This is a genomic window from Saccharopolyspora sp. NPDC049357 (genome assembly GCF_040677225.1).
Classification (GTDB): Bacteria; Actinomycetota; Actinomycetes; order Mycobacteriales; family Pseudonocardiaceae; genus Saccharopolyspora.
In genome coordinates, this window is the sequence record NZ_JBFAQJ010000026.1 from 32,532 (window position 1) to 50,415 (window position 17,884).

At 69.5% G+C, this 17,884-nt stretch carries 14 protein-coding genes; 6 read left to right on the forward strand and 8 right to left on the reverse strand.

Annotation, left to right across the window (positions count from 1 at the left end; genetic code table 11):
- Positions 1 to 7: 7 nt before the first annotated feature.
- Both AB0J91_RS21205 and AB0J91_RS21210 read right to left on the reverse strand, forming a co-directional pair.
- On the reverse strand, positions 8 to 421 hold the full coding sequence (locus AB0J91_RS21205) for a universal stress protein (protein WP_363871494.1): 414 nt from the start codon (positions 419 to 421) through the stop codon (positions 8 to 10).
- A 71-nt stretch (positions 422 to 492) separates the two neighbouring features.
- Positions 493 to 3,018, reverse strand: a complete 2,526-nt coding sequence (locus tag AB0J91_RS21210; RefSeq protein ID WP_363871497.1) for a DUF3516 domain-containing protein — start codon at positions 3,016 to 3,018, stop codon at positions 493 to 495.
- 152 nt (positions 3,019 to 3,170) lie between these two features.
- Here AB0J91_RS21210 and AB0J91_RS21215 point away from each other — a divergent pair, with 152 nt between their 5' ends.
- The 5 genes from AB0J91_RS21215 to AB0J91_RS21235 all read left to right on the forward strand — a co-directional run bounded on the left by AB0J91_RS21215 (position 3,171) and on the right by AB0J91_RS21235 (position 9,313).
- Positions 3,171 to 3,368 carry a hypothetical protein gene (locus tag AB0J91_RS21215; protein ID WP_363792568.1) on the forward strand — a complete coding sequence of 66 codons (198 nt, stop codon included), beginning with the start codon at positions 3,171 to 3,173 and terminating at the stop codon, positions 3,366 to 3,368.
- Between the two features lie 288 nt (positions 3,369 to 3,656).
- Positions 3,657 to 5,525, forward strand: coding sequence for a methylmalonyl-CoA mutase small subunit (mutA, locus tag AB0J91_RS21220; protein WP_363871500.1), 1,869 nt, complete (start codon positions 3,657 to 3,659; stop codon positions 5,523 to 5,525).
- On the forward strand, positions 5,522 to 7,726 hold the full coding sequence (gene scpA / locus AB0J91_RS21225) for a methylmalonyl-CoA mutase (protein WP_363871503.1): 2,205 nt from the start codon (positions 5,522 to 5,524) through the stop codon (positions 7,724 to 7,726). The genes mutA and scpA overlap by 4 nt, the downstream gene beginning before the upstream one ends.
- A complete protein-coding gene (gene meaB, locus AB0J91_RS21230; protein ID WP_363871506.1) occupies positions 7,726 to 8,712 on the forward strand; it encodes a methylmalonyl Co-A mutase-associated GTPase MeaB in 987 nt (328 codons plus the stop codon). Before scpA ends, meaB begins: the two co-directional genes overlap by 1 nt.
- A gap of 244 nt (positions 8,713 to 8,956) precedes the next feature.
- Positions 8,957 to 9,313 carry a GntR family transcriptional regulator gene (locus tag AB0J91_RS21235; protein ID WP_363792576.1) on the forward strand — a complete coding sequence of 119 codons (357 nt, stop codon included), beginning with the start codon at positions 8,957 to 8,959 and terminating at the stop codon, positions 9,311 to 9,313.
- Between the two features lie 109 nt (positions 9,314 to 9,422).
- On the opposite strand, the gene AB0J91_RS21240 is transcribed toward AB0J91_RS21235, so the two are convergent.
- Positions 9,423 to 10,031 (reverse strand): DUF305 domain-containing protein, encoded by a 609-nt coding sequence (locus AB0J91_RS21240; protein WP_363871509.1) that lies wholly within the window; start codon positions 10,029 to 10,031, stop codon positions 9,423 to 9,425.
- 174 nt (positions 10,032 to 10,205) lie between these two features.
- Between AB0J91_RS21240 and AB0J91_RS21245 the strand changes: the two genes are divergently transcribed.
- Complete coding sequence (locus AB0J91_RS21245) at positions 10,206 to 11,645, forward strand: hypothetical protein (protein WP_363871626.1); 1,440 nt, start codon at positions 10,206 to 10,208, stop codon at positions 11,643 to 11,645.
- 58 nt (positions 11,646 to 11,703) lie between these two features.
- On the opposite strand, the gene AB0J91_RS21250 is transcribed toward AB0J91_RS21245, so the two are convergent.
- From AB0J91_RS21250 to AB0J91_RS21270, 5 genes are all read right to left on the reverse strand, one after another.
- On the reverse strand, positions 11,704 to 13,812 hold the full coding sequence (locus AB0J91_RS21250) for an EAL domain-containing protein (protein WP_363871512.1): 2,109 nt from the start codon (positions 13,810 to 13,812) through the stop codon (positions 11,704 to 11,706).
- A gap of 140 nt (positions 13,813 to 13,952) precedes the next feature.
- Positions 13,953 to 14,855 carry an oxidoreductase gene (locus tag AB0J91_RS21255; protein WP_363871515.1) on the reverse strand — a complete coding sequence of 301 codons (903 nt, stop codon included), beginning with the start codon at positions 14,853 to 14,855 and terminating at the stop codon, positions 13,953 to 13,955.
- A gap of 82 nt (positions 14,856 to 14,937) precedes the next feature.
- A complete protein-coding gene (locus tag AB0J91_RS21260; protein ID WP_363789275.1) occupies positions 14,938 to 15,645 on the reverse strand; it encodes a M50 family metallopeptidase in 708 nt (235 codons plus the stop codon).
- 17 nt (positions 15,646 to 15,662) lie between these two features.
- Positions 15,663 to 16,976, reverse strand: a complete 1,314-nt coding sequence (locus tag AB0J91_RS21265) for a M20 family metallopeptidase (RefSeq protein ID WP_363871518.1) — start codon at positions 16,974 to 16,976, stop codon at positions 15,663 to 15,665.
- 27 nt (positions 16,977 to 17,003) lie between these two features.
- Complete coding sequence (locus AB0J91_RS21270; RefSeq protein ID WP_363871521.1) at positions 17,004 to 17,762, reverse strand: EI24 domain-containing protein; 759 nt, start codon at positions 17,760 to 17,762, stop codon at positions 17,004 to 17,006.
- Positions 17,763 to 17,884: the final 122 nt, after the last annotated feature.

The following is a 17,884-nucleotide window of genomic DNA, read 5'->3' on the forward strand; positions in this document are numbered from 1 at the left end:
AGTCGGGTCAGCGGACCACGGTGACCGGGCAGGCCGCGTGGTGCACGATCTTGACGGCGACCGACCCGACGAGCATGCCGGTGAACGCGCCGTGGCCCTTGTCGCCGACCACCAGCAGGTCGGCCTGCTTGGACAGCTTGACGAACTCGTCGATGACCTGGCCGCGGATCAGCTTCGGGCGGATGTCGACACTCGGGAAGTCGGGCTTGACCCTGGCCAGCGCCGAATCCAGCGCCTCCTGGCCTTGCTTCTGCAGCTCCGCGTCGGTGGACGTGAGGTGGTAGCCGAACTGCACCGGCTGGTGCCAGATGGTGACCGCGTGCAGGATTCCGCCCACCTGTCGCACCTGGTCGGCGGCCCAGCGCAGCGCGTGCACCGACTCCTCCGATCCGTCCACTCCGACGACGACGGTCTGCGGCATGACGAAACCCCTTCACGAGTTGCCGTGATCTCGCCCGGATCGTAGGGCGGTTCCGGCAGACCCGCAGCGCGTCAGAGCTCGCCGACGTCGGTGATGCGGACGACCGCGCCGCCGGCTTCGTCGGAGGCCGCGAGGTCGACTTCGGCGCTGATGCCCCAGTCGTGGTCCTCGGCCGGGTCGGCGAAGATCTGCCGCACGAGCCAGCGCTCGGACTCCTCGGTGATCATGATCATCTGCGGGCCGCGCGCGTCCGGGCCGATGCCGATCTCGTCGTGCTCGTCGAAGTAGTCCTCCAACGCGTCCGCCCACGCGTCGGCGTCCCAGCCCTCGTCCGCGTCGAGTTCGCCGAGCGCCTCGTAGCGGCGCAGCGCGGCGAGTTCGACGCGGCGGAACAGCGCGTTGCGGACCTGCACCCGGAAGGCGCGCAGGTTGCGGGTGACGCGCTCGGGCTCGACCTGTGCCGCCTTGGCGGGATCGTCACCGGGATGGCGCAGCTTCTCCCACTCGTCCAGGAGGCTGGAGTCGACCTGGCGGACCAGCTCGCCGAGCCATTCGATGATGTCGGTGAGCTCCTCGGTCTTGGCGTCGTCGGGCACCGTGTGCCGCAGCGCCTTGTAGACGTCGGCGAGGTAGCGCAGCACGAGCCCTTCGGAGCGGGCGAGCCCGTAGTGGTTGACGAACTCGACGAAGTTCATCGCCCGCTCGTACATGTCGCGCGCGACGGACTTCGGCGACAGCTCGTGCTCACCGACCCACGGGTGCCCCTTGCGGTAGGTCTCGTAGGCGGCTTCGAGGAGTTCTTCGAGCGGCTTGGGGTGGGTGATCTCCTCCAGCAGCTCCATGCGCTCGTCGTACTCGATGCCGTCGGCCTTCATCTGCGCCACGGCTTCACCGCGAGCCTTGAACTGCTGCTGCGACAACACCTGTCGCGGATCGTCCAACGTGGACTCGATGACGCTGAGCACGTCCAGCGCGTAGGTCGGCGACTCGGTGCCGAGCAGTTCGATGGCGGCCAGCGCGAACGGCGACAGCGGCTGGTTGAGCGCGAAGTCGAACTGCAGGTCCACCGTCACCCGGATCCTGCGGCCCTGGTCGTCGGGGGTGTCGAGCTGTTCGACGACGTCGGCGGCCAGCAGCGCCCGGTAGATCGCGATCGCCCGCAGGATGTGCTTGCGCTGGGTCGGCCGGTCCTCGTGGTTGTCCTCGAGCAGGTGGCGCATCGCCGTGAAAGCATCGCTGCTCCCATCGGAGTGGGGCCGGTTGATGACGTTGAGCAGCATGGAGTGGCTGACGTTGAAGCTGGAGCGCAGCGGCTCCGGCTCGGCCTCCACCAGCTTCTCGAAGGTCTTCTCGCTCCACGACACGAAACCCTCGGGAGCCTTCTTGCGCACCAGCTTGCGCTTCTTCTTCGGGTCGTCCCCGGCCTTGGCCAGCGCCCGCTCGTTGTCGATCTCGTGCTCCGGCGCCTGCACCACGACGAACCCGGCGGTGTCGTAGCCGGCACGACCGGCGCGGCCGGCGATCTGGTGGAACTCGCGCGCCTTGAGGTGCCGGGTGCGGATCCCGTCGTACTTGGTCAGGCCGGTGATGAGCACGGTGCGGATCGGCACGTTGATGCCCACGCCGAGCGTGTCGGTGCCGCAGATGACCTTGAGCAGACCCGCCTGGGCGAGCTGCTCCACCAGCCGCCGGTACTTCGGCAGCATCCCGGCGTGGTGCACGCCGATGCCGTGCCTGACCAGCCGCGACAGCGTCTTGCCGAAGCCCGCGGTGAACCGGAAGTCGCCGATCGCCTCGGCGATGGAGTCGCGCTGCTCGCGGGAGGCGACCTTGACGCTCATCAGCGCCTGCGCCTGCTCCAGCGCGGAGGCCTGGTTGAAGTACACGACGTAGACCGGGGCCTGCTGGCCCGCGAGGAGTTCCTCGATGGTCTCGTGCAGCGGGGTCTTGGCGTAGCGGAAGTTCAGCGGGATGGGCCGCTCAGCGGAGGTGACCACCGCCGTGTTGCGGCCGGTGCGTCGGGTCAGGTCCTCCTCGAAGGAGCTGACGTCGCCGAGCGTGGCCGACATGAGCACGAACTGGGCGCGCGGGAGCTCCAGCAGCGGCACCTGCCAGGCCCAGCCGCGGTCGGGTTCGGCGTAGAAGTGGAACTCGTCCATCACGACCTGGTCGACGTCGGCGTCCGCGCCGTCGCGCAACGCGATGTTGGCCAGGATCTCCGCGGTGCAGCAGATGATGGGCGCGTCGGCGTTGACGCTGGAGTCGCCGGTCATCATGCCGACGTTCTCCGCCCCGAAGACGTCGACGAGGCTGAAGAACTTCTCCGAGACCAGCGCCTTGATCGGGGCTGTGTAGAAGCTGCGCTTGCCGGTGGCCAGGGCCGCGAAGTGCGCGCCGGTGGCCACCATGCTCTTACCCGATCCGGTGGGGGTCGACAGGATCACGTTCGCGCCGGTCACGACCTCCATCAGCGCTTCTTCCTGCGCCGGGTAGAGCTCGATGCCCAATGAGATCGTCCATTCGACGAACGCCTCGAACTGGGCATCGGGATCGGGATCGCCGGCGGTGAGCGCTGGGAGCTGGTCGGTGAGCTTCATCGTCCCCCCATCGTCCCTGGCCATCCCCAGCGCTGGTCACCCGGGGTGGCCAGGCACGACCCTTCCTCCGGCCCGGTGTCGTTGCTGGTGGAAGACCGTGGTGATCAGCGACCATGGGAGACGGCCTCGGTGTCGGGCGAGAGGAGGGCGCCATGTCGACCCGCAACGTGCGCTTCGTCGGCGGGCCGCTGGACGGCAGAGTCCAGGACCTGCGCGACCACGAAGCAGTCGCAGGCCGCCTGCTCAAGCACATCCACCTGCACGACGGCCCGAAGATCGAAACCCAGTACGAACTCCGCTACACCCCGGAGCACGGATGGGTCTACCACCTCTGCGGCACCCAGCCGTAGCTGTTCGAGAATCCGTGGTCCTCTTGCTCAGCGGTGCGGGCAGCGGAACCTCAGACGCCTTCTGGCTCCGGGATCCGAGACTGATGTATGGCCAATGCACGGCGCTTCGGCTGTCCTCCCCAGAAGACGCCTGAGAACCCGCGGCGGCGCCGCTTGCTCAGGCGGGGAAAAAGAAAGCGCCTTCGGCGCTTGCCTGACGTGCAGTAGTGAACGCCGTTTACCATTCAGAGACACGCGTCACAGATTTGATCGGTTTCACAGCCCCAGCAGCGGCTTACCATCCTCCGTATGGTGGCGCACTCGACGACGAGCGGCGGCCGGCCGGAGCTCCCGCTGGCTGCGGAGTTCCCGGAGCCGACCCGCGAGCAGTGGCAAGCGCAGGTTCACAAGGTGCTGGAACGATCCGGTCTGGTCGGCGACGAGCCGCCCGCGGGACCGGTCGAGGACGTGCTGAACTCGACGACCCACGACGGCATCCGGGTGCGCCCGCTCTACACCTCCGCGCCCGCCGACCCGGGCCTTCCGGGCCTGGCGCCGTTCGTGCGCGGCAGCCGGCCGCAGGGCGGCGTCGCCGAGGGCTGGGACGTGCGCCAGCGCCACGAGCACCCCGACGCCGCCGAGACCAACCGCGAGGTCCTGGCCGACCTCTACAACGGCGTCTCCTCGCTGTGGCTGCGCCTGGGCGCGGCCGGGATCGCGATCGACGACCTCGCCGACGCCTTGAACGGCGTGCACCTGGACATGATCGGCGTGACGCTGGACGCGGGTGCCGATTTCGCCGCCGCCGCGAAGGCCTTCCTGGCGCTGGCCGCCGAGCAGGGCGTGCCGTCCGGACAGCTGCGCGGCAACCTCGGCGCCGACCCGCTCGGGCTGCAGGCGCGCACCGGCCAGGCCGGCGACCGGGATGCCGCCGTCGAGCTCACCCAGCGCTGCGCGGCGGAGTTCCCGCAGCTCACAGCACTGACCGTCGATGCGTTGCCGTTCCACGACGCGGGTGGTTCCGACGCCGAGGAGCTGGGCTGCTCGCTGGCCGTCGGGGTGACCTACCTACGGTGGCTCACCGAGGCGGGCATGGATGTCGACACCGCCGCCGGGCAGCTGGAGTTCCGCTACGCGGCCACCGCGGATCAGTTCCTGACCATCGCCAAGCTGCGCGCGGCCCGCCGCCTGTGGGAGCAGGTCACCCGCTCCTCCGGGGTCAGCGAGCAGGCGCGGGCGCAGACCCAGCACGCGGTGACCTCGCAGGCGATGCTGACCCGCCGCGACCCGTGGGTGAACATGCTGCGCGGCACCATCGCCACCTTCGCCGCCGGAGTCGGCGGGGCCCAATCGGTCACGACGCTGCCTTTCGACGCCGCCATCGGCCTGCCGGACGACTTCGCCCGCCGCATCGCCCGCAACACCCAGGCTCTGCTGCTGGAGGAATCCCACCTCGCGCAGGTGATCGACCCCGCGGGCGGCTCCTGGTACGTCGAATCGCTCACCGACGAACTCGCCCGCAAGGCGTGGTCGTGGTTCCAGCGCATCGAGGCCGTCGGCGGGATGCCGGAGGCCCTGCGATCCGGTCTGGTGGCCGAGGAGATCGCCGACACCTGGCAGAACCGGCGCGCGGCGATCGCCCGCCGCAGCGACGCCATCACCGGGGTGACCGAGTTCCCGAACCTGCACGAGGCGCCGTTGGAGCGCACCCCCGCTCCGGAGCAGCCCGGCGGCGGCTTGCCGGTGCACCGCTACGCGGAGGACTTCGAGGCGCTGCGCGACGCCGCCGACGCGCGGCTGGCCGAGACCGGTGAGCGACCTGCGGTGTTCCTCGCGACGCTGGGGTCGCTGGCGGCGCACAACGCGCGGGCCTCGTTCGCCCGCAACCTGTTCGCCGCGGGCGGCCTGGACTCCACCGAAGCGGGCGCGACCGACTCGACCGATGCGGTGCTGGCCGCCTACTCGGGCGCTCCGGTGGTGTGCCTGTGCTCCAGCGACAAGATCTACGCCGAGCGCGCCGCCGAGACCGCGCAGGCGCTTCGGCAGGCCGGTGCGAAAACCGTTCTGCTGGCCGGGAAACCGAGCGACGTCGAGGGTGTCGACGGCTACGTCCACGCCGGTTGCGACGCGCTGACCGTCCTCGACGCCGTGCACGCCGAGTTGGGAGTCCGACGATGACGCAGATCCCGAACTTCGCCGAGGTCCCGCTGGACGCCCCGTCCGGCGCGGACGAGGACCGCTGGCGGTCGGAGGTCCTGGCGGCCACCGGCAAGGAGTCCGACGCGCTGGCGTGGGAGGCCCCGGAGGGCATCGACGTCAAGCCGCTCTACACCGAATCCGATGTGGACGGTCTGGACTTCCTGTCGACCTACCCGGGTCTGGCGCCGTTCCTGCGCGGCCCGTACCCGACGATGTACGTCAACCAGCCCTGGACCGTGCGCCAGTACGCCGGGTTCTCCACCGCGGAAGCGTCCAACGCCTTCTACCGGCGCAACCTCGCCGCCGGGCAGAAGGGCCTGTCGGTGGCCTTCGACCTGGCCACCCACCGCGGCTACGACTCCGACCACCCCCGCGTCGGCGGCGACGTCGGCATGGCCGGTGTGGCGATCGATTCGATCCTGGACATGCGCCAGCTCTTCGACGGCATCCCGCTGGACAAGATGAGCGTGTCGATGACCATGAACGGCGCCGTGCTGCCCATCATGGCGCTGTTCATCGTCGCGGCCGAGGAACAAGGTGTCGCACCGGAGCAGTTGGCCGGGACCATTCAGAACGACATCCTCAAGGAGTTCATGGTCCGCAACACCTACATCTACCCTCCGCAGCCCTCCATGCGGATCATCTCCGACATCTTCGCCTACACCAGCCAGAAGATGCCGAAGTTCAACTCCATCTCCATCTCCGGCTACCACATCCAGGAAGCCGGAGCCACCGCCGACCTCGAACTCGCCTACACGCTGGCCGACGGCGTGGAATACCTGCGCGCGGGCAAGCAGGCCGGGTTGGACATCGACGCGTTCGCGCCCCGGTTGTCGTTCTTCTGGGGCATCGGCATGAACTTCGCGATGGAGGTCGCCAAACTCCGCGCCGCGCGCCTGCTCTGGTCGAAACTGGTCAAGCAGTTCGAGCCGACCAACCCGAAATCGCTGTCGCTGCGCACGCATTCGCAGACCTCCGGCTGGTCGCTGACCGCCCAAGACGTCTACAACAACGTCGCCCGCACCTGCGTCGAGGCCATGGCCGCCACCCAGGGCCACACCCAGTCCCTGCACACCAACGCCCTCGACGAGGCACTGGCGCTGCCGACGGACTTCTCCGCCCGCATCGCCCGCAACACCCAGCTCGTGCTGCAGCAGGAATCGGGCACCACCCGGGTCATCGACCCCTGGGGCGGCAGCTACTACCTCGAAAAGCTCACCCAGGACCTCGCCGAACGCGCCTGGGCCCACATCACCGAGGTCGAAGACGCAGGCGGCATGGCCCAAGCCATCGACGCCGGCATCCCCAAGCTGCGCATCGAGGAAGCCGCCGCCCGCACCCAGGCCCGCATCGACTCCGGCCGCCAGCCCCTCATCGGCGTCAACAAGTACCGCTACGACGGCGACGAGCAGATCGAGGTCCTCAAGGTCGACAACGCCGACGTCCGCAACCAGCAGCTGGACAAACTCCGCCGGTTGCGCGCCGAGCGCGACACCCAGGCGTGCGAGGACGCGCTGCGGCGCTTGACCGCCACGGCCGAGGCCTCGTTGTCCGACGACCGCCCCGACGACCTCGCCCACAACCTCCTCGCGCTGGCCGTCGACGCCGCCCGCGCCAAGGCCACCGTCGGGGAGATCTCCGACGCGCTGGAGAAGGTCTTCGGCCGCCACTCCGGCCAGATCCGTACGATCTCCGGCGTGTACCGGGAGGAATCCGGCCCGTCCGAGCAGCTCGAATCGGCCCGCCAGCAGGTCGAGGACTTCGCCGAGGCCGAAGGCCGCCGGCCGCGCATCCTCGTCGCCAAGATGGGCCAGGACGGCCACGACCGCGGCCAGAAGGTCATCGCCACCGCCTTCGCCGACCTCGGCTTCGACGTCGACGTGGGCCCGCTGTTCCAGACCCCCACCGAGGTCGCCCGCCAGGCCGCCGAAGCCGACGTGCACATCGTCGGGGTCTCCAGCCTCGCCGCCGGACACCTCACCCTGGTGCCCGCGCTGCGCGAGGAACTGGCCGCGATCGGCCGCGAGGACATCATGATCGTCGTCGGCGGCGTCATCCCGCCCGCCGACTTCGACGCCCTGCGCCAAGCCGGAGCCTCGGCGATCTTCCCGCCCGGCACCGTCATCGCCGACGCCGCCTCCGGACTCCTCGACGAACTCCGAACCCGCCTCGAACACTGATGCCACGCAAGATCGACATCCACGACTACGCCCAGGGCGTCCTCGACGGCTCGCGCACCAAGCTCGCGCAGGCCATCACCCTGGTGGAGTCCACCCGCGCCGACCACCGCGCGCTGACCCAGGAGATGCTCACCGAGCTGCTCCCGCACAGCGGCGGCGCGCACCGGATCGGCATCACCGGTGTGCCCGGCGTGGGCAAGTCGACGTTCATCGAGGCGCTCGGCACGACGCTCACCGAGCAGGGCCACCGGGTCGCGGTGCTGGCCGTGGACCCGTCCTCGACGCGCAGCGGCGGCAGCATCCTCGGCGACAAGACCCGCATGGGCCGGCTCGCCTCGGACCCCTCGGCGTTCGTGCGCCCCTCGCCGTCGGCGGGCACGCTCGGCGGCGTCGCCCGCGCGACCCGCGAGACGATCCTGCTGATGGAAGCCGCCGGCTACGACGTGGTGCTGGTGGAGACCGTCGGCGTCGGGCAGTCCGAGGTGACGGTGGCCGGGATGGTCGACTGCTTCCTGCTGCTGTCGCTCGCCCGCACCGGTGACCAGCTGCAAGGCATCAAGAAGGGCGTGCTGGAACTCGCCGACATCATCGCCGTCAACAAGGCCGACGGCGAGCACGAGATGGAGGCCAAGAAGGCCGCCCGCGAGCTCCGCAGCGCCCTGCGACTGCTCACGCCGGTCAGCGCCTCCTGGACTCCCCCGGTCCTGACCTGCAGCGGCCTGCGGTCCCTGGGCCTGGACACCCTCTGGGAGCAGATCCGCCAACACCGCACGACGCTGTCGGAGTCCGGCGAACTGGCGGCCAAGCGCAGCAGGCAGCAGATCGAGTGGACCTGGTCGATGGTCCGCGACCAGCTCATCGCCGACCTCACCCACGACCCCGAGGTCCAGTCGATCCTCCCCACCATCGAATCCCAGGTCGCCGAGGGCAAACTCCCCCCAGCCCAAGCAGCCCAAACCCTCCTCAAAACCTTCCGCCGAACCTGACCCGACCCCTCATCCAACACGACCCGATTCCCCTTCTCCCGTCCCCGACACCACCCCTGAGCGTCACCTCCGGACGTGGTGTTCACGATTTCCATGGAAATCAGAACCACGATTTCCATGGAATTCGGAACTCTGATTTCCGTTGAAATCGTGAGCACCGTCGGGACCCCGGTGGGAGCGGCGGACGGGGAAGTCCGATACTGGGTGGGTCATGGTGTTGTGCGCGAATCGGGACGGTGAGCGTATGCGGATCAGCGTCGATCCGGACTCCGAAGTACCGCCCTTCGAGCAGGTGCGGTCCAGCATCGCCGAGCAGATCACGTCGGGTGATCTGGCGGTCGGCGCGAAACTGCCCACCGTGCGGGCGCTGGCCGCCGAGCTCGGGATCGCGGCGAACACCGCCGCGAAGGCCTACCGGGAGCTCGAACAGGCCGGGCTGATCGAAACACGCGGCAGAGCAGGAACTTTCGTCAGCGATGCGGGCGACCAGGCCGCCGCGCGAGCCGCCGAAGCCGCCGCGACCTACGCGCAGATCACCCAAGCGCTGGGAATCCCCAAGACCGAAGCCCTCGCGATCGTGCAAGCAGCGCTGAAGGCCTAGAGCTGTTCAGAAATTGCGTTGCTTGGCGGTGTCAGTGGCAAAACCTGCGGCGGTGCAGGCTGAGTCCCGCACCTGAAGCAGCGGCTACCGCCGCCTTCCTCAGCAGCACCTAGCCGACCTCGGCCTGCAGGCCTCGCATCGTTGCGATCTCATCCTGCTGGGTGACCAGGACGTCCTGGGCCATCTCGTGGACCTGCTCGTCACGGCCGGTGGACAGCAGCTGCGTCGCCATCATCACCGCGCCCTCGTGGTGGGCGATCATCAACCGCAGGAACAGCCGGTCGTAGTCGGCGCCGCGCGCAGCACCGAGCTGGGCCAGCTGCTCCGGCGTGGCCATTCCCGGCATCGTCCCGTGGTCGTGACCGTGATGCCCGGCGTGCTCGGCACCGTGGGTGTTGAGCCAGCCCTGCATCATCCCGATCTCCGGCCCCTGCGCGCCGCTGATGCGGTCGGACAGGGACCGCAGCTTCTGGTTCTGCGCGCGCTCGGCGGTCAGCGCGGTCATCTCCACCGCCTGCTGGTGGTGGGCGATCATGTTGCGCAGGTAGTCGACCTCGGTCTGGCTCGCCCCGCCGCGATCCGGGGCCGCGCTGGCCACGACCTGCGGCTGGTCGCCCGGGGCGCCGGGTAGCACGACCGGGGGGCCGGACGGCGCGGGTGGCTCCGCCGCGCACCCCGCCAGCACGCCTGCTGCCAGCAGAATTCCGCCTACCGACATCCGCAACATCGTCGTCCCCTCTGGGAAAAGCGTGAAAAAACTGCCGAAAAAGCCTATTCCGACTAGAATCTGGCAACACGATACTGGGCAGGTGCGGTTGTCCGAAACCGCTGTCGACGGCTGCCCAGGGGTGGCGGCGGCGACTTCGTCGAACCAGGGGGTTGATCGGTCTTGATCCCTCAGTCCACCGGCCGGAGGCGCGCGCTGGGCGCGGCCATCGGAGCGCTGGTGCTGGGCTTGTCGCTGGCACCCGCCACGGGCGCGACACCGCCGAGCGATGGTCCCGAGCAGTACTCCGCTCAGCAGGTCGCGGCACCGAACTCCGAGATCGACAAGAGCGAGAACATCGATCACGTGGCGAACCTGCCCAAGCAGGCGCCCTTCAACACCTTGGACGCCTACGGCACCGACATCGCGTTCAAGCAGAACATCGCCTACGTCGGCAACTACGACGGTTTCGTCGTCTACGACATCGCGAACCCGAAGAAGCCTCGCATCATCACGCAGGTGCAGTGCCCCGGCGGGCAGGGCGACATGTCCATCTCGGGCAACCTGCTGTTCGTCTCGACGGACTACCCGCGCAGCAACAACACCTGCACCAGCGAGGAGACCGACTCCGCCGACCCCAACGGCTGGGAGGGCATGAAGGTCTTCGACGTCAGCGACCCGGCCAAGCCGCGCTACGTCTCGGCGATCGCGACCGACTGCGGTTCGCACACCCACACCCTCGTGCCGGACAAGGCCGGCGAGGCCGTGTACCTCTACGTCTCGTCCTACGGCCCGAAGGCCGAGTTCCCGAACTGCCAGCCGCCGCACGACAAGATCTCCATCATCAAGGTGCCGCTGGCCAACCCGGCCGCTCCCGAGCTGATCAACGCCCCGGTGCTGTTCCCGGACGGCGGCAACCCGGGTGCCCCGGACGGCGTCAGCGCCACCACCGGTTGCCACGACATCACCGCGTTCCCGGAGAAGGACCTCGCGGCGGGCGCGTGCATGGGTGACGGCGTGCTGTTCGACATCTCCGACCGGGAGAACCCGCGCGTGATCAACCAGGTCCGCGATGACACGAACTTCGCGTTCTGGCACAGCGCCACGTTCAACAACGAGGGCACCAAGGTCATCTTCACCGACGAGCTCGGCGGTGGCGGTGCCGCGACCTGCAACGAGGCCACCGGCCCGACGCGCGGTGCCAACGGCATCTACGACATCACCGGCTCCGGTGCCGACTCGAAGCTGGCGTTCAAGAGCTACTACAAGATCCCGCGCCACCAGGCCGACACCGAGAACTGCGTGGCGCACAACGGATCTCTGATCCCGGTCGCGGGCGGCGACTTCATGGTCCAGGCGTGGTACCAGGGCGGCATCTCGGTGTTCGACTTCACCGACTCCACCAAGCCGCAGGAGATCGCCTACTTCGACCGCTCGGCGTTCAACCCGAACGAGCTGCAGCTGGCGGGTTCGTGGTCGGCGTACTACTACAACGGCCACATCTACTCCAGCGGCATCCAGGAGGGCCTGGACGTCCTCGACCTGCGGGACGAGCGGACCGACTCCGCCAAGAAGGTCCGCTACGAGGAGTTCAACCCCCAGACCCAGCCCGTCTACCAGAACTGACCCCTGACGCGAAGGCCCCCACCGCAGGAATCGCGGTGGGGGCCTTCGCCGTTCGTGGTCAGGCGCGGGTGAGGCTGTCCGGGACGTCGAAGGACAGCAGGGGTTCTCCGATGTGCGGACCCGCGGCGACGGAGCAGCCGATCTCGCGCCAGAGGGCGAGCTGCTCCGGTGTCTCGACGTCGTCGACGCACAACCACACGCCGTTCATCAGCGGGATCAGCGCGCGGAGGGCCTGGATCTCGGGCACGTCCGGGCTTTCGGCCTCGTGCACCAGACGGACGAGGTCGCGCGACAGCCGCACCGAGTCCACCGGCATCTCGCGCAGCAGCCGGAGTTCGCCGGGCGAGCCGGTGAAGTCGTGCAGCGATGCCTTGACGCCGCGAGAGCTCAGGTGCCGCAGGTTGTCCCGCGCCTCCTCGTTCTCGCTGATCGCGGCGATCGGCATGCACAGCCGCAGCCAGCGCGGGTCGAGCTCTGAACCGTCGAGCACCCGGTGCACCACGGCCGCCAGGTCCGGGTCGCGGCCTTGGTCGGGGCTCAGCGACACCGACAACCGCACCTGGTGGCCGGCCTCGTACCACTCCGCCAGGTGCTGCCACGCCGTCTGCAGCATCCAGTCGCGCATCGACAGCGTCACCCCGGAGCGCTCCGCGAGGCGCAGGCAGTCGCCGTGCTCGATGACGCCGAAATCACCTGTGTCCCAGCGGAACTCGGCTTCCAAGGTGCAGAGCGCACCGCCGGAGATCACCACCTGCGGGCGGTAGACGACGTCGAACTCGCCCATCTCCAGCCCGCCGGGCATGATCGCCGCGAGCTGGCTCTCCTCGCGCTCCTCCGGGGCCAGGTCGGGGTCGAACAGCGCCCACTGCCGCTTGCCCGCGGCTTCCGCGCGCCGCAGCGCGACGTCCGCCGCCCACAGCATGTTCGCCGCGTCGGCCTCCTCCACGACCCGCTGCACCACGCCGATGCTGGCGGAGGCGGCGATGCCGCGTCCGCCGACGTAGACGGGCTCGGCGAGCATCTCGTTGATCAGCTGGGTCATCACCGGGACCGACGGCGTCTCCGCCTGCTCCCAGACAAGCAGTGCGAACTCGGTGCCGCCGAAGCGCGCGACCAGCGCCTCCTCGTCCTCGACGAGGTTCTCCAGCCGGCGCGCGACGGTCCTGATCAGCTGGTCGCCGACCGGGTAGCCGAGCCCGTCGTTGATCAGCTCGAAGCCGTCCAGCGCCAGCTGGTAGAGCGCGAGCCGGGCGCCCCGGGGCAGGTTGACCAGCGCCGCTTCCAGCCGGGTGTGGAAGAACCCGCGGTTGGGCAGACCGGTCAGCGCGTCGTGCAGCGCCTGGTGCTGGAAGCGGTCCTGCAGCAGGTGCAGCTCGGTGATGTCCTCGACCATGGTGACCACGCCGCTCGGCGCCCCGTCGGCCCCGCGCAGCACGGAGACGCCGAGGTAGCACCACGCGGCCTGGCCGTCGGCGCGCACCAGGCGCTTGCGGTCGCTGATCCGCTTGGAGTTCGCGCCGTCGATCAGCTCGCGGTAGGAGGCGCTGAGGTACTCGGCGTCCTCGGGGTGGAAGAGCCGGTCGATGGTCATCGGCGCCAGGTCGTCGCGGTGATATCCGAGCACCTGCTCGAACGCCGGGTTGACCTGCACGAACCTGCCTTCGAGGTCGCTGATGGCGACGCCGATCGGGGTGGAGGTGAACACCTCGCTGAAGCGCGCTTCGCTGGCCTTGAGCTCGCGGTCGGTCTTGAGCTTGGAGGCCAGCAGGGCCTTGTTCAGCGTCTCCTGCTGGGCGAAGGTGCTCTCGCGATCGGCCGCGGCGTATCCGGCCGCGATCTCGGTGAGCACCGACAGCAGCGCGTCGACCTTCGTGGTGTCCGAAAGCAGCGCGTCCTGAAGAACCTTCAGGGTCACCGAAAGACTTTCTTCGCCGGTGGCGCGGATTTCGACGAGCCGGGCACCCACGGCACGCCCGGTCTCGACGGCCCGGGAGGTGTCGCCCAGCGCGAGCACCACCATGTCCAGCAGTTCCGCGAGCGACGCCTCGACCTCTTCGGGGGAGAACGGGAGGTAGGCGGTGGCGCGGAGTTCGGACGTCCAGCGGCGCGTGACATCGGCCCGCCACTCGGACTCCGGCGGTGGTCCGACCGGATCTCCCTCGCTCATCTCACCCGTCCGTCAGCGTCAACCTGGCGAAGCGAAACGATCTGCGCGCACACCTGGTGGTGCGCACCCGGACAGGGTACCGGGCGAGCACCACCAGGCCGTCAAGGCCGTCGGATCAAAATCGATCAACCCGAGGTTGATCAGTGCGCTTCCTCCAGCGTCTCGCCGTCGGCGACCAGCGCGTCGATCTGCGCCGTGTCGGTCTCGTCGAGGCTCAGCGCACCTGCGGCGGCGTTCTCCTCCAGGTGCTCCACCGACGAGGTGCCCGGGATCAGCAGGACGTTGCGGGAGCGGTTCAGCAGCCACGCCAGCGACACCTGCGCCTGGGTGACGCCGTGCTTGCCCGCGATGGACTTCAGCGTGTCGTCGCCGCGCGCCCGGCTGTCGGCGAAACCGGATCCCAGCGGGAAGAACGGCACGAACGCCACGTCCGCCTCGGCGGTGGCGCGCAGCAGCGCCGCGGAGGTCCGGTTGACCGCGTTGTAGAGGTTCTGCACCGAGGCGATCGGGGTGATCGCCCGCGCTTCCTCGAAGTGATCCAGTTCCACGTTGGACAGACCGATGGTGCGGATCAGTCCCTGCTGCTTGAGCTCGTGCAGCGCCCCGACCTGATCGGCGAAGGCGATGCCGTCCTGCGGGCCCATGTCGCGCAGGTAGACCAGGTCGAGGGCGTCGACCCGCAGCCGGCGCAGGTTGTCGTGCACCTGGGAGCGCAGCGCGGCCGGGTGGTTCAGCGGCAGCCAGTTCGCCTTGTCGTCCCGGTAGGCGCCGATCTTGGTGGCCAGCACCAGGTTCGAGGCGTAGGGGTGCAGAGCCTCGGCGATCAGCTCGTTGACCACCCACGGCCCGTAGAAGTCGCTGGTGTCGATGTGGTCGATGCCGAGCTCGACGGCGCGCCGCAGGACCGCGATCGCCGCGTCCCGGTCCTTCGGCGGGCCGAACACGCCCGGCCCCGCCAGCTGCATCGCGCCGAACCCGACGCGGTTGACCGCCAGGCCGCCGCCCAGCTCGAACTCGCCACCCAAAGCATTCGCAATCGTCACGCTGCGATGCTGCTGGATAACCCGCGCCTCGGCAACAAGTTCGTGCCGACGCACACGTGGGGCCGTCCCTCCGGACGAGCCGTCACACCTGCGGCATCAGCAGCAGCCAGAAGCCTCCGACCAGCAGCGATGCCAGTCCGATGAGGAACCACAGGAACATCCAGGCCCCGCCGCCGAGCCCGGTAAGCCGCGCCAGCTGGTCGGCGTCGGAATCCCCGGCGCGCCCGCGTCGCCGCTTCCGCCCCAGCTCGCTGAGCGGCCGCAGCCCGCCGATGAGCAGGAACCAGCACAGCAACGCCGCGCACAGCGCCTGCCACGGCGGGCTCGCCAGCCACGACACCGCTCCGAGCGCACCTCCGGTGACCACCACCGACAGCACGCCGTAGGCGTTGCGCACGGCCAGCAGCACCAGCACCAGCAGCGCGATGCAGCCCCACAGCATCCACCGCGCCCGGTCGGAGGTGACCAGCCACGCACCGCCCAGGCCCAGCAGCGACACCGCCGGGTAGCCCGCGAGGAGGGTGAACACCATGCCGGGCCCGTGGGCTCGGCCGGTCGAGACGGTCAGCCCGGAGGTGTCGGAGTGCAGCCGGATGCCGTTGAGCTTGCGGCCGCTGAGCAGCGCGACCACCGCGTGCCCGCCCTCGTGGGCGATGGTCACCACGTTGCGCAGCGGCAGCCAGGTTCCGCGGTTGAGCACCAGGGAGAGTGCGATCACCCCGGCGATGAGCGCGGCGACGTTCCCGGAATCGAGGAGCCGCGCGGTCGCGTTCCGCACTATTTCGTCCACGGCGGAACCCTAACGGGTCAGCTGAAGTAGTTCGGCACGTCCAGCGGTCCACCGGCGGCGTCGAACTCGTCACGGACCGCGTCCCGCAGCGCACCGTCGGTGAGGTAGTCCACTGTGGTCAGCGCGAGCCCGATGGCGCCGTCGATCACCGCGGCGTCGCCGGCGGCGGAACCGGCTGCGGCGGCGAAACCTTCGGTGTGCAGCGACAGGTTCGCATCACCCAGACCGATCATCGGGTGGATGGCGGGCATCCGGAAGCTGAGGTTGCCCAGGTCGGTGGAACCGGTCAGGTAGTCCGGGACGATGCCGCGAGGCAACGAGGTGCGACCGCGCCTGGCCTGGTGCTGCGCCCATCGGGCGGCGAGCGCGTCGTTGTGCCGGATCGGCAGGTAGGCCGGGTTGTGGTCCCAGTTCAGCTCGACGCCGCAGCCGGTCATCGCCGCGGCGCCGTGCGCGATCGACTCCACCCGCTGCGCCAGGTCCTGCAGCGAGCCCGGTTCGGCGGAGCGCACGTAGAACAGCGCCGCGGCCCGGTCGGGAACGACGTTGGGGCGCTTGCCGCCGTCGGTGATCACGCCGTGGATGCGATCGGTGGAGGGCATGTGCTGACGCATCGCCGCCACGCCCTGGTAGGTCGCCACCACCGCGTCCAGCGCGTTGCGGCCCATGAACGGCTGCGCGGAGGCGTGCGCGGCCACGCCGTGGAAGACGACCTCGACCTGCCTGCGCCCGAGGAACGGGTGGGTGGCGATGTCGTGCGAGAACGGGTGCAGCATCACCACGGCGTCGACGTCGTCGAAGACCCCGGCCCTGGCCAGGTGCTCCTTGCCGCCGCCACCTTCTTCGGCGGGCGTGCCGAACAGGCTGATCCGGCCGCCGGTTCGCCGCACGGCGGTGGCCGCGGCGAGGAACCCGCCGACACCGGCCGAGCAGATGATGTTGTGCCCGCAGCCGTGCCCGATGCCGGGCAGCGCGTCGTACTCGGCGAGCACCGCCACGTGCGGCCCGTCCGTCCCGACGCCGGTGCGCAGCGCGGTGTCCAGCCCGCCCACGCCGACCTCGACGTCGTGGCCGAAGCGCCGCAGCAGCTCGGCGGCCCGCGCGACCGACCGGTGCTCGGCGTAGGCCTCCTCCGGATCGGCGTGCAGGTCGTGGCTCAGCCCGAGCAGGTCACCGCCGTGCTCGGTGACCCACCGCTCGACCTCGTCGAGCAGCGCCTCATCGGCACCGGCGTGCGCGGACCGCAATGGCTCGGCAGAGGCCACGGCCTTCTCAGTGGCTGCGGCGACGGCGCGCAGGTAGGACTCGTCAGGCTGAACCGGCTGTGTCACAGCACCGACTCTAAGCCGCCGGGCGCATCACTCGGGAGCAACGACGCTCCGCTGGTCGAGAACGCGATGGGCCAGGAGCGTGCCGCCGACCACGGCGGCCGGGATGATCAGCAGCTGCAGGACCGGCACCAGGCACAGCAGGTAGGCGGGCAGGCCGAAGCCGAGCGTCATCGCCTTGTGCTCGCGCAGGCTGCGGTGGCGCTCGCCGAAGGCGAGGCCGCGCCGCTGGAACACCAGGCCCACCATCTCCAGGCTGATCACCCACGCGCCGAACAGCGCGCCCAGCACCACGCCCGCGATCTGCCCGGCGACCGGGACGAACCCGATCACCAGCAGCACCACGGCCCCGAGGAGCGCGACCAGGACGAGCTTGAGCGAGTCCCGGACTCCCCTGCCGAGCTGGCGGGCGAATCCGGCGCCGTCGTCGGAGGTGTCCAGCCCGAGCTGCTTCTCCGCCTGCTCGGCGATGTGCTCGTAGAACGGTCCACCGATGAGCAGCGTGAGCGCGATGAACGAGATCGACCCCAGCACGGCCGCCGCGCCCACCAGGGCGGCGCCGAGCAGGACGCGCAGCCCCTTGCGGGCGAAGTCGGCCCAGCCGTCGGCGAACGGGGTCATCCAGCTGGTCAGGTCACCGCTGAAGTAGATCAGCGCACCCAGGCTCCCCAGCAGCAACAGCGCGCTGATCAGGGCGGGGATCGCGCCGAGCAGCAGCAGTTTCGGACTGCGCAGGATGATGCCCGTTCCGGATCCCAGCGCGCGGATTCCGGCGGCGAACGAACTCATTCGAAACTCCCGTGATCGGCGATCTCGAACCACCGTACTGCGTGCCCGGTGAGCAGATTCACCGATCGACCGCAGACAGATCGACGCTTGAGTTAGGTTAGCCTCTCTTACATTACTGCTCC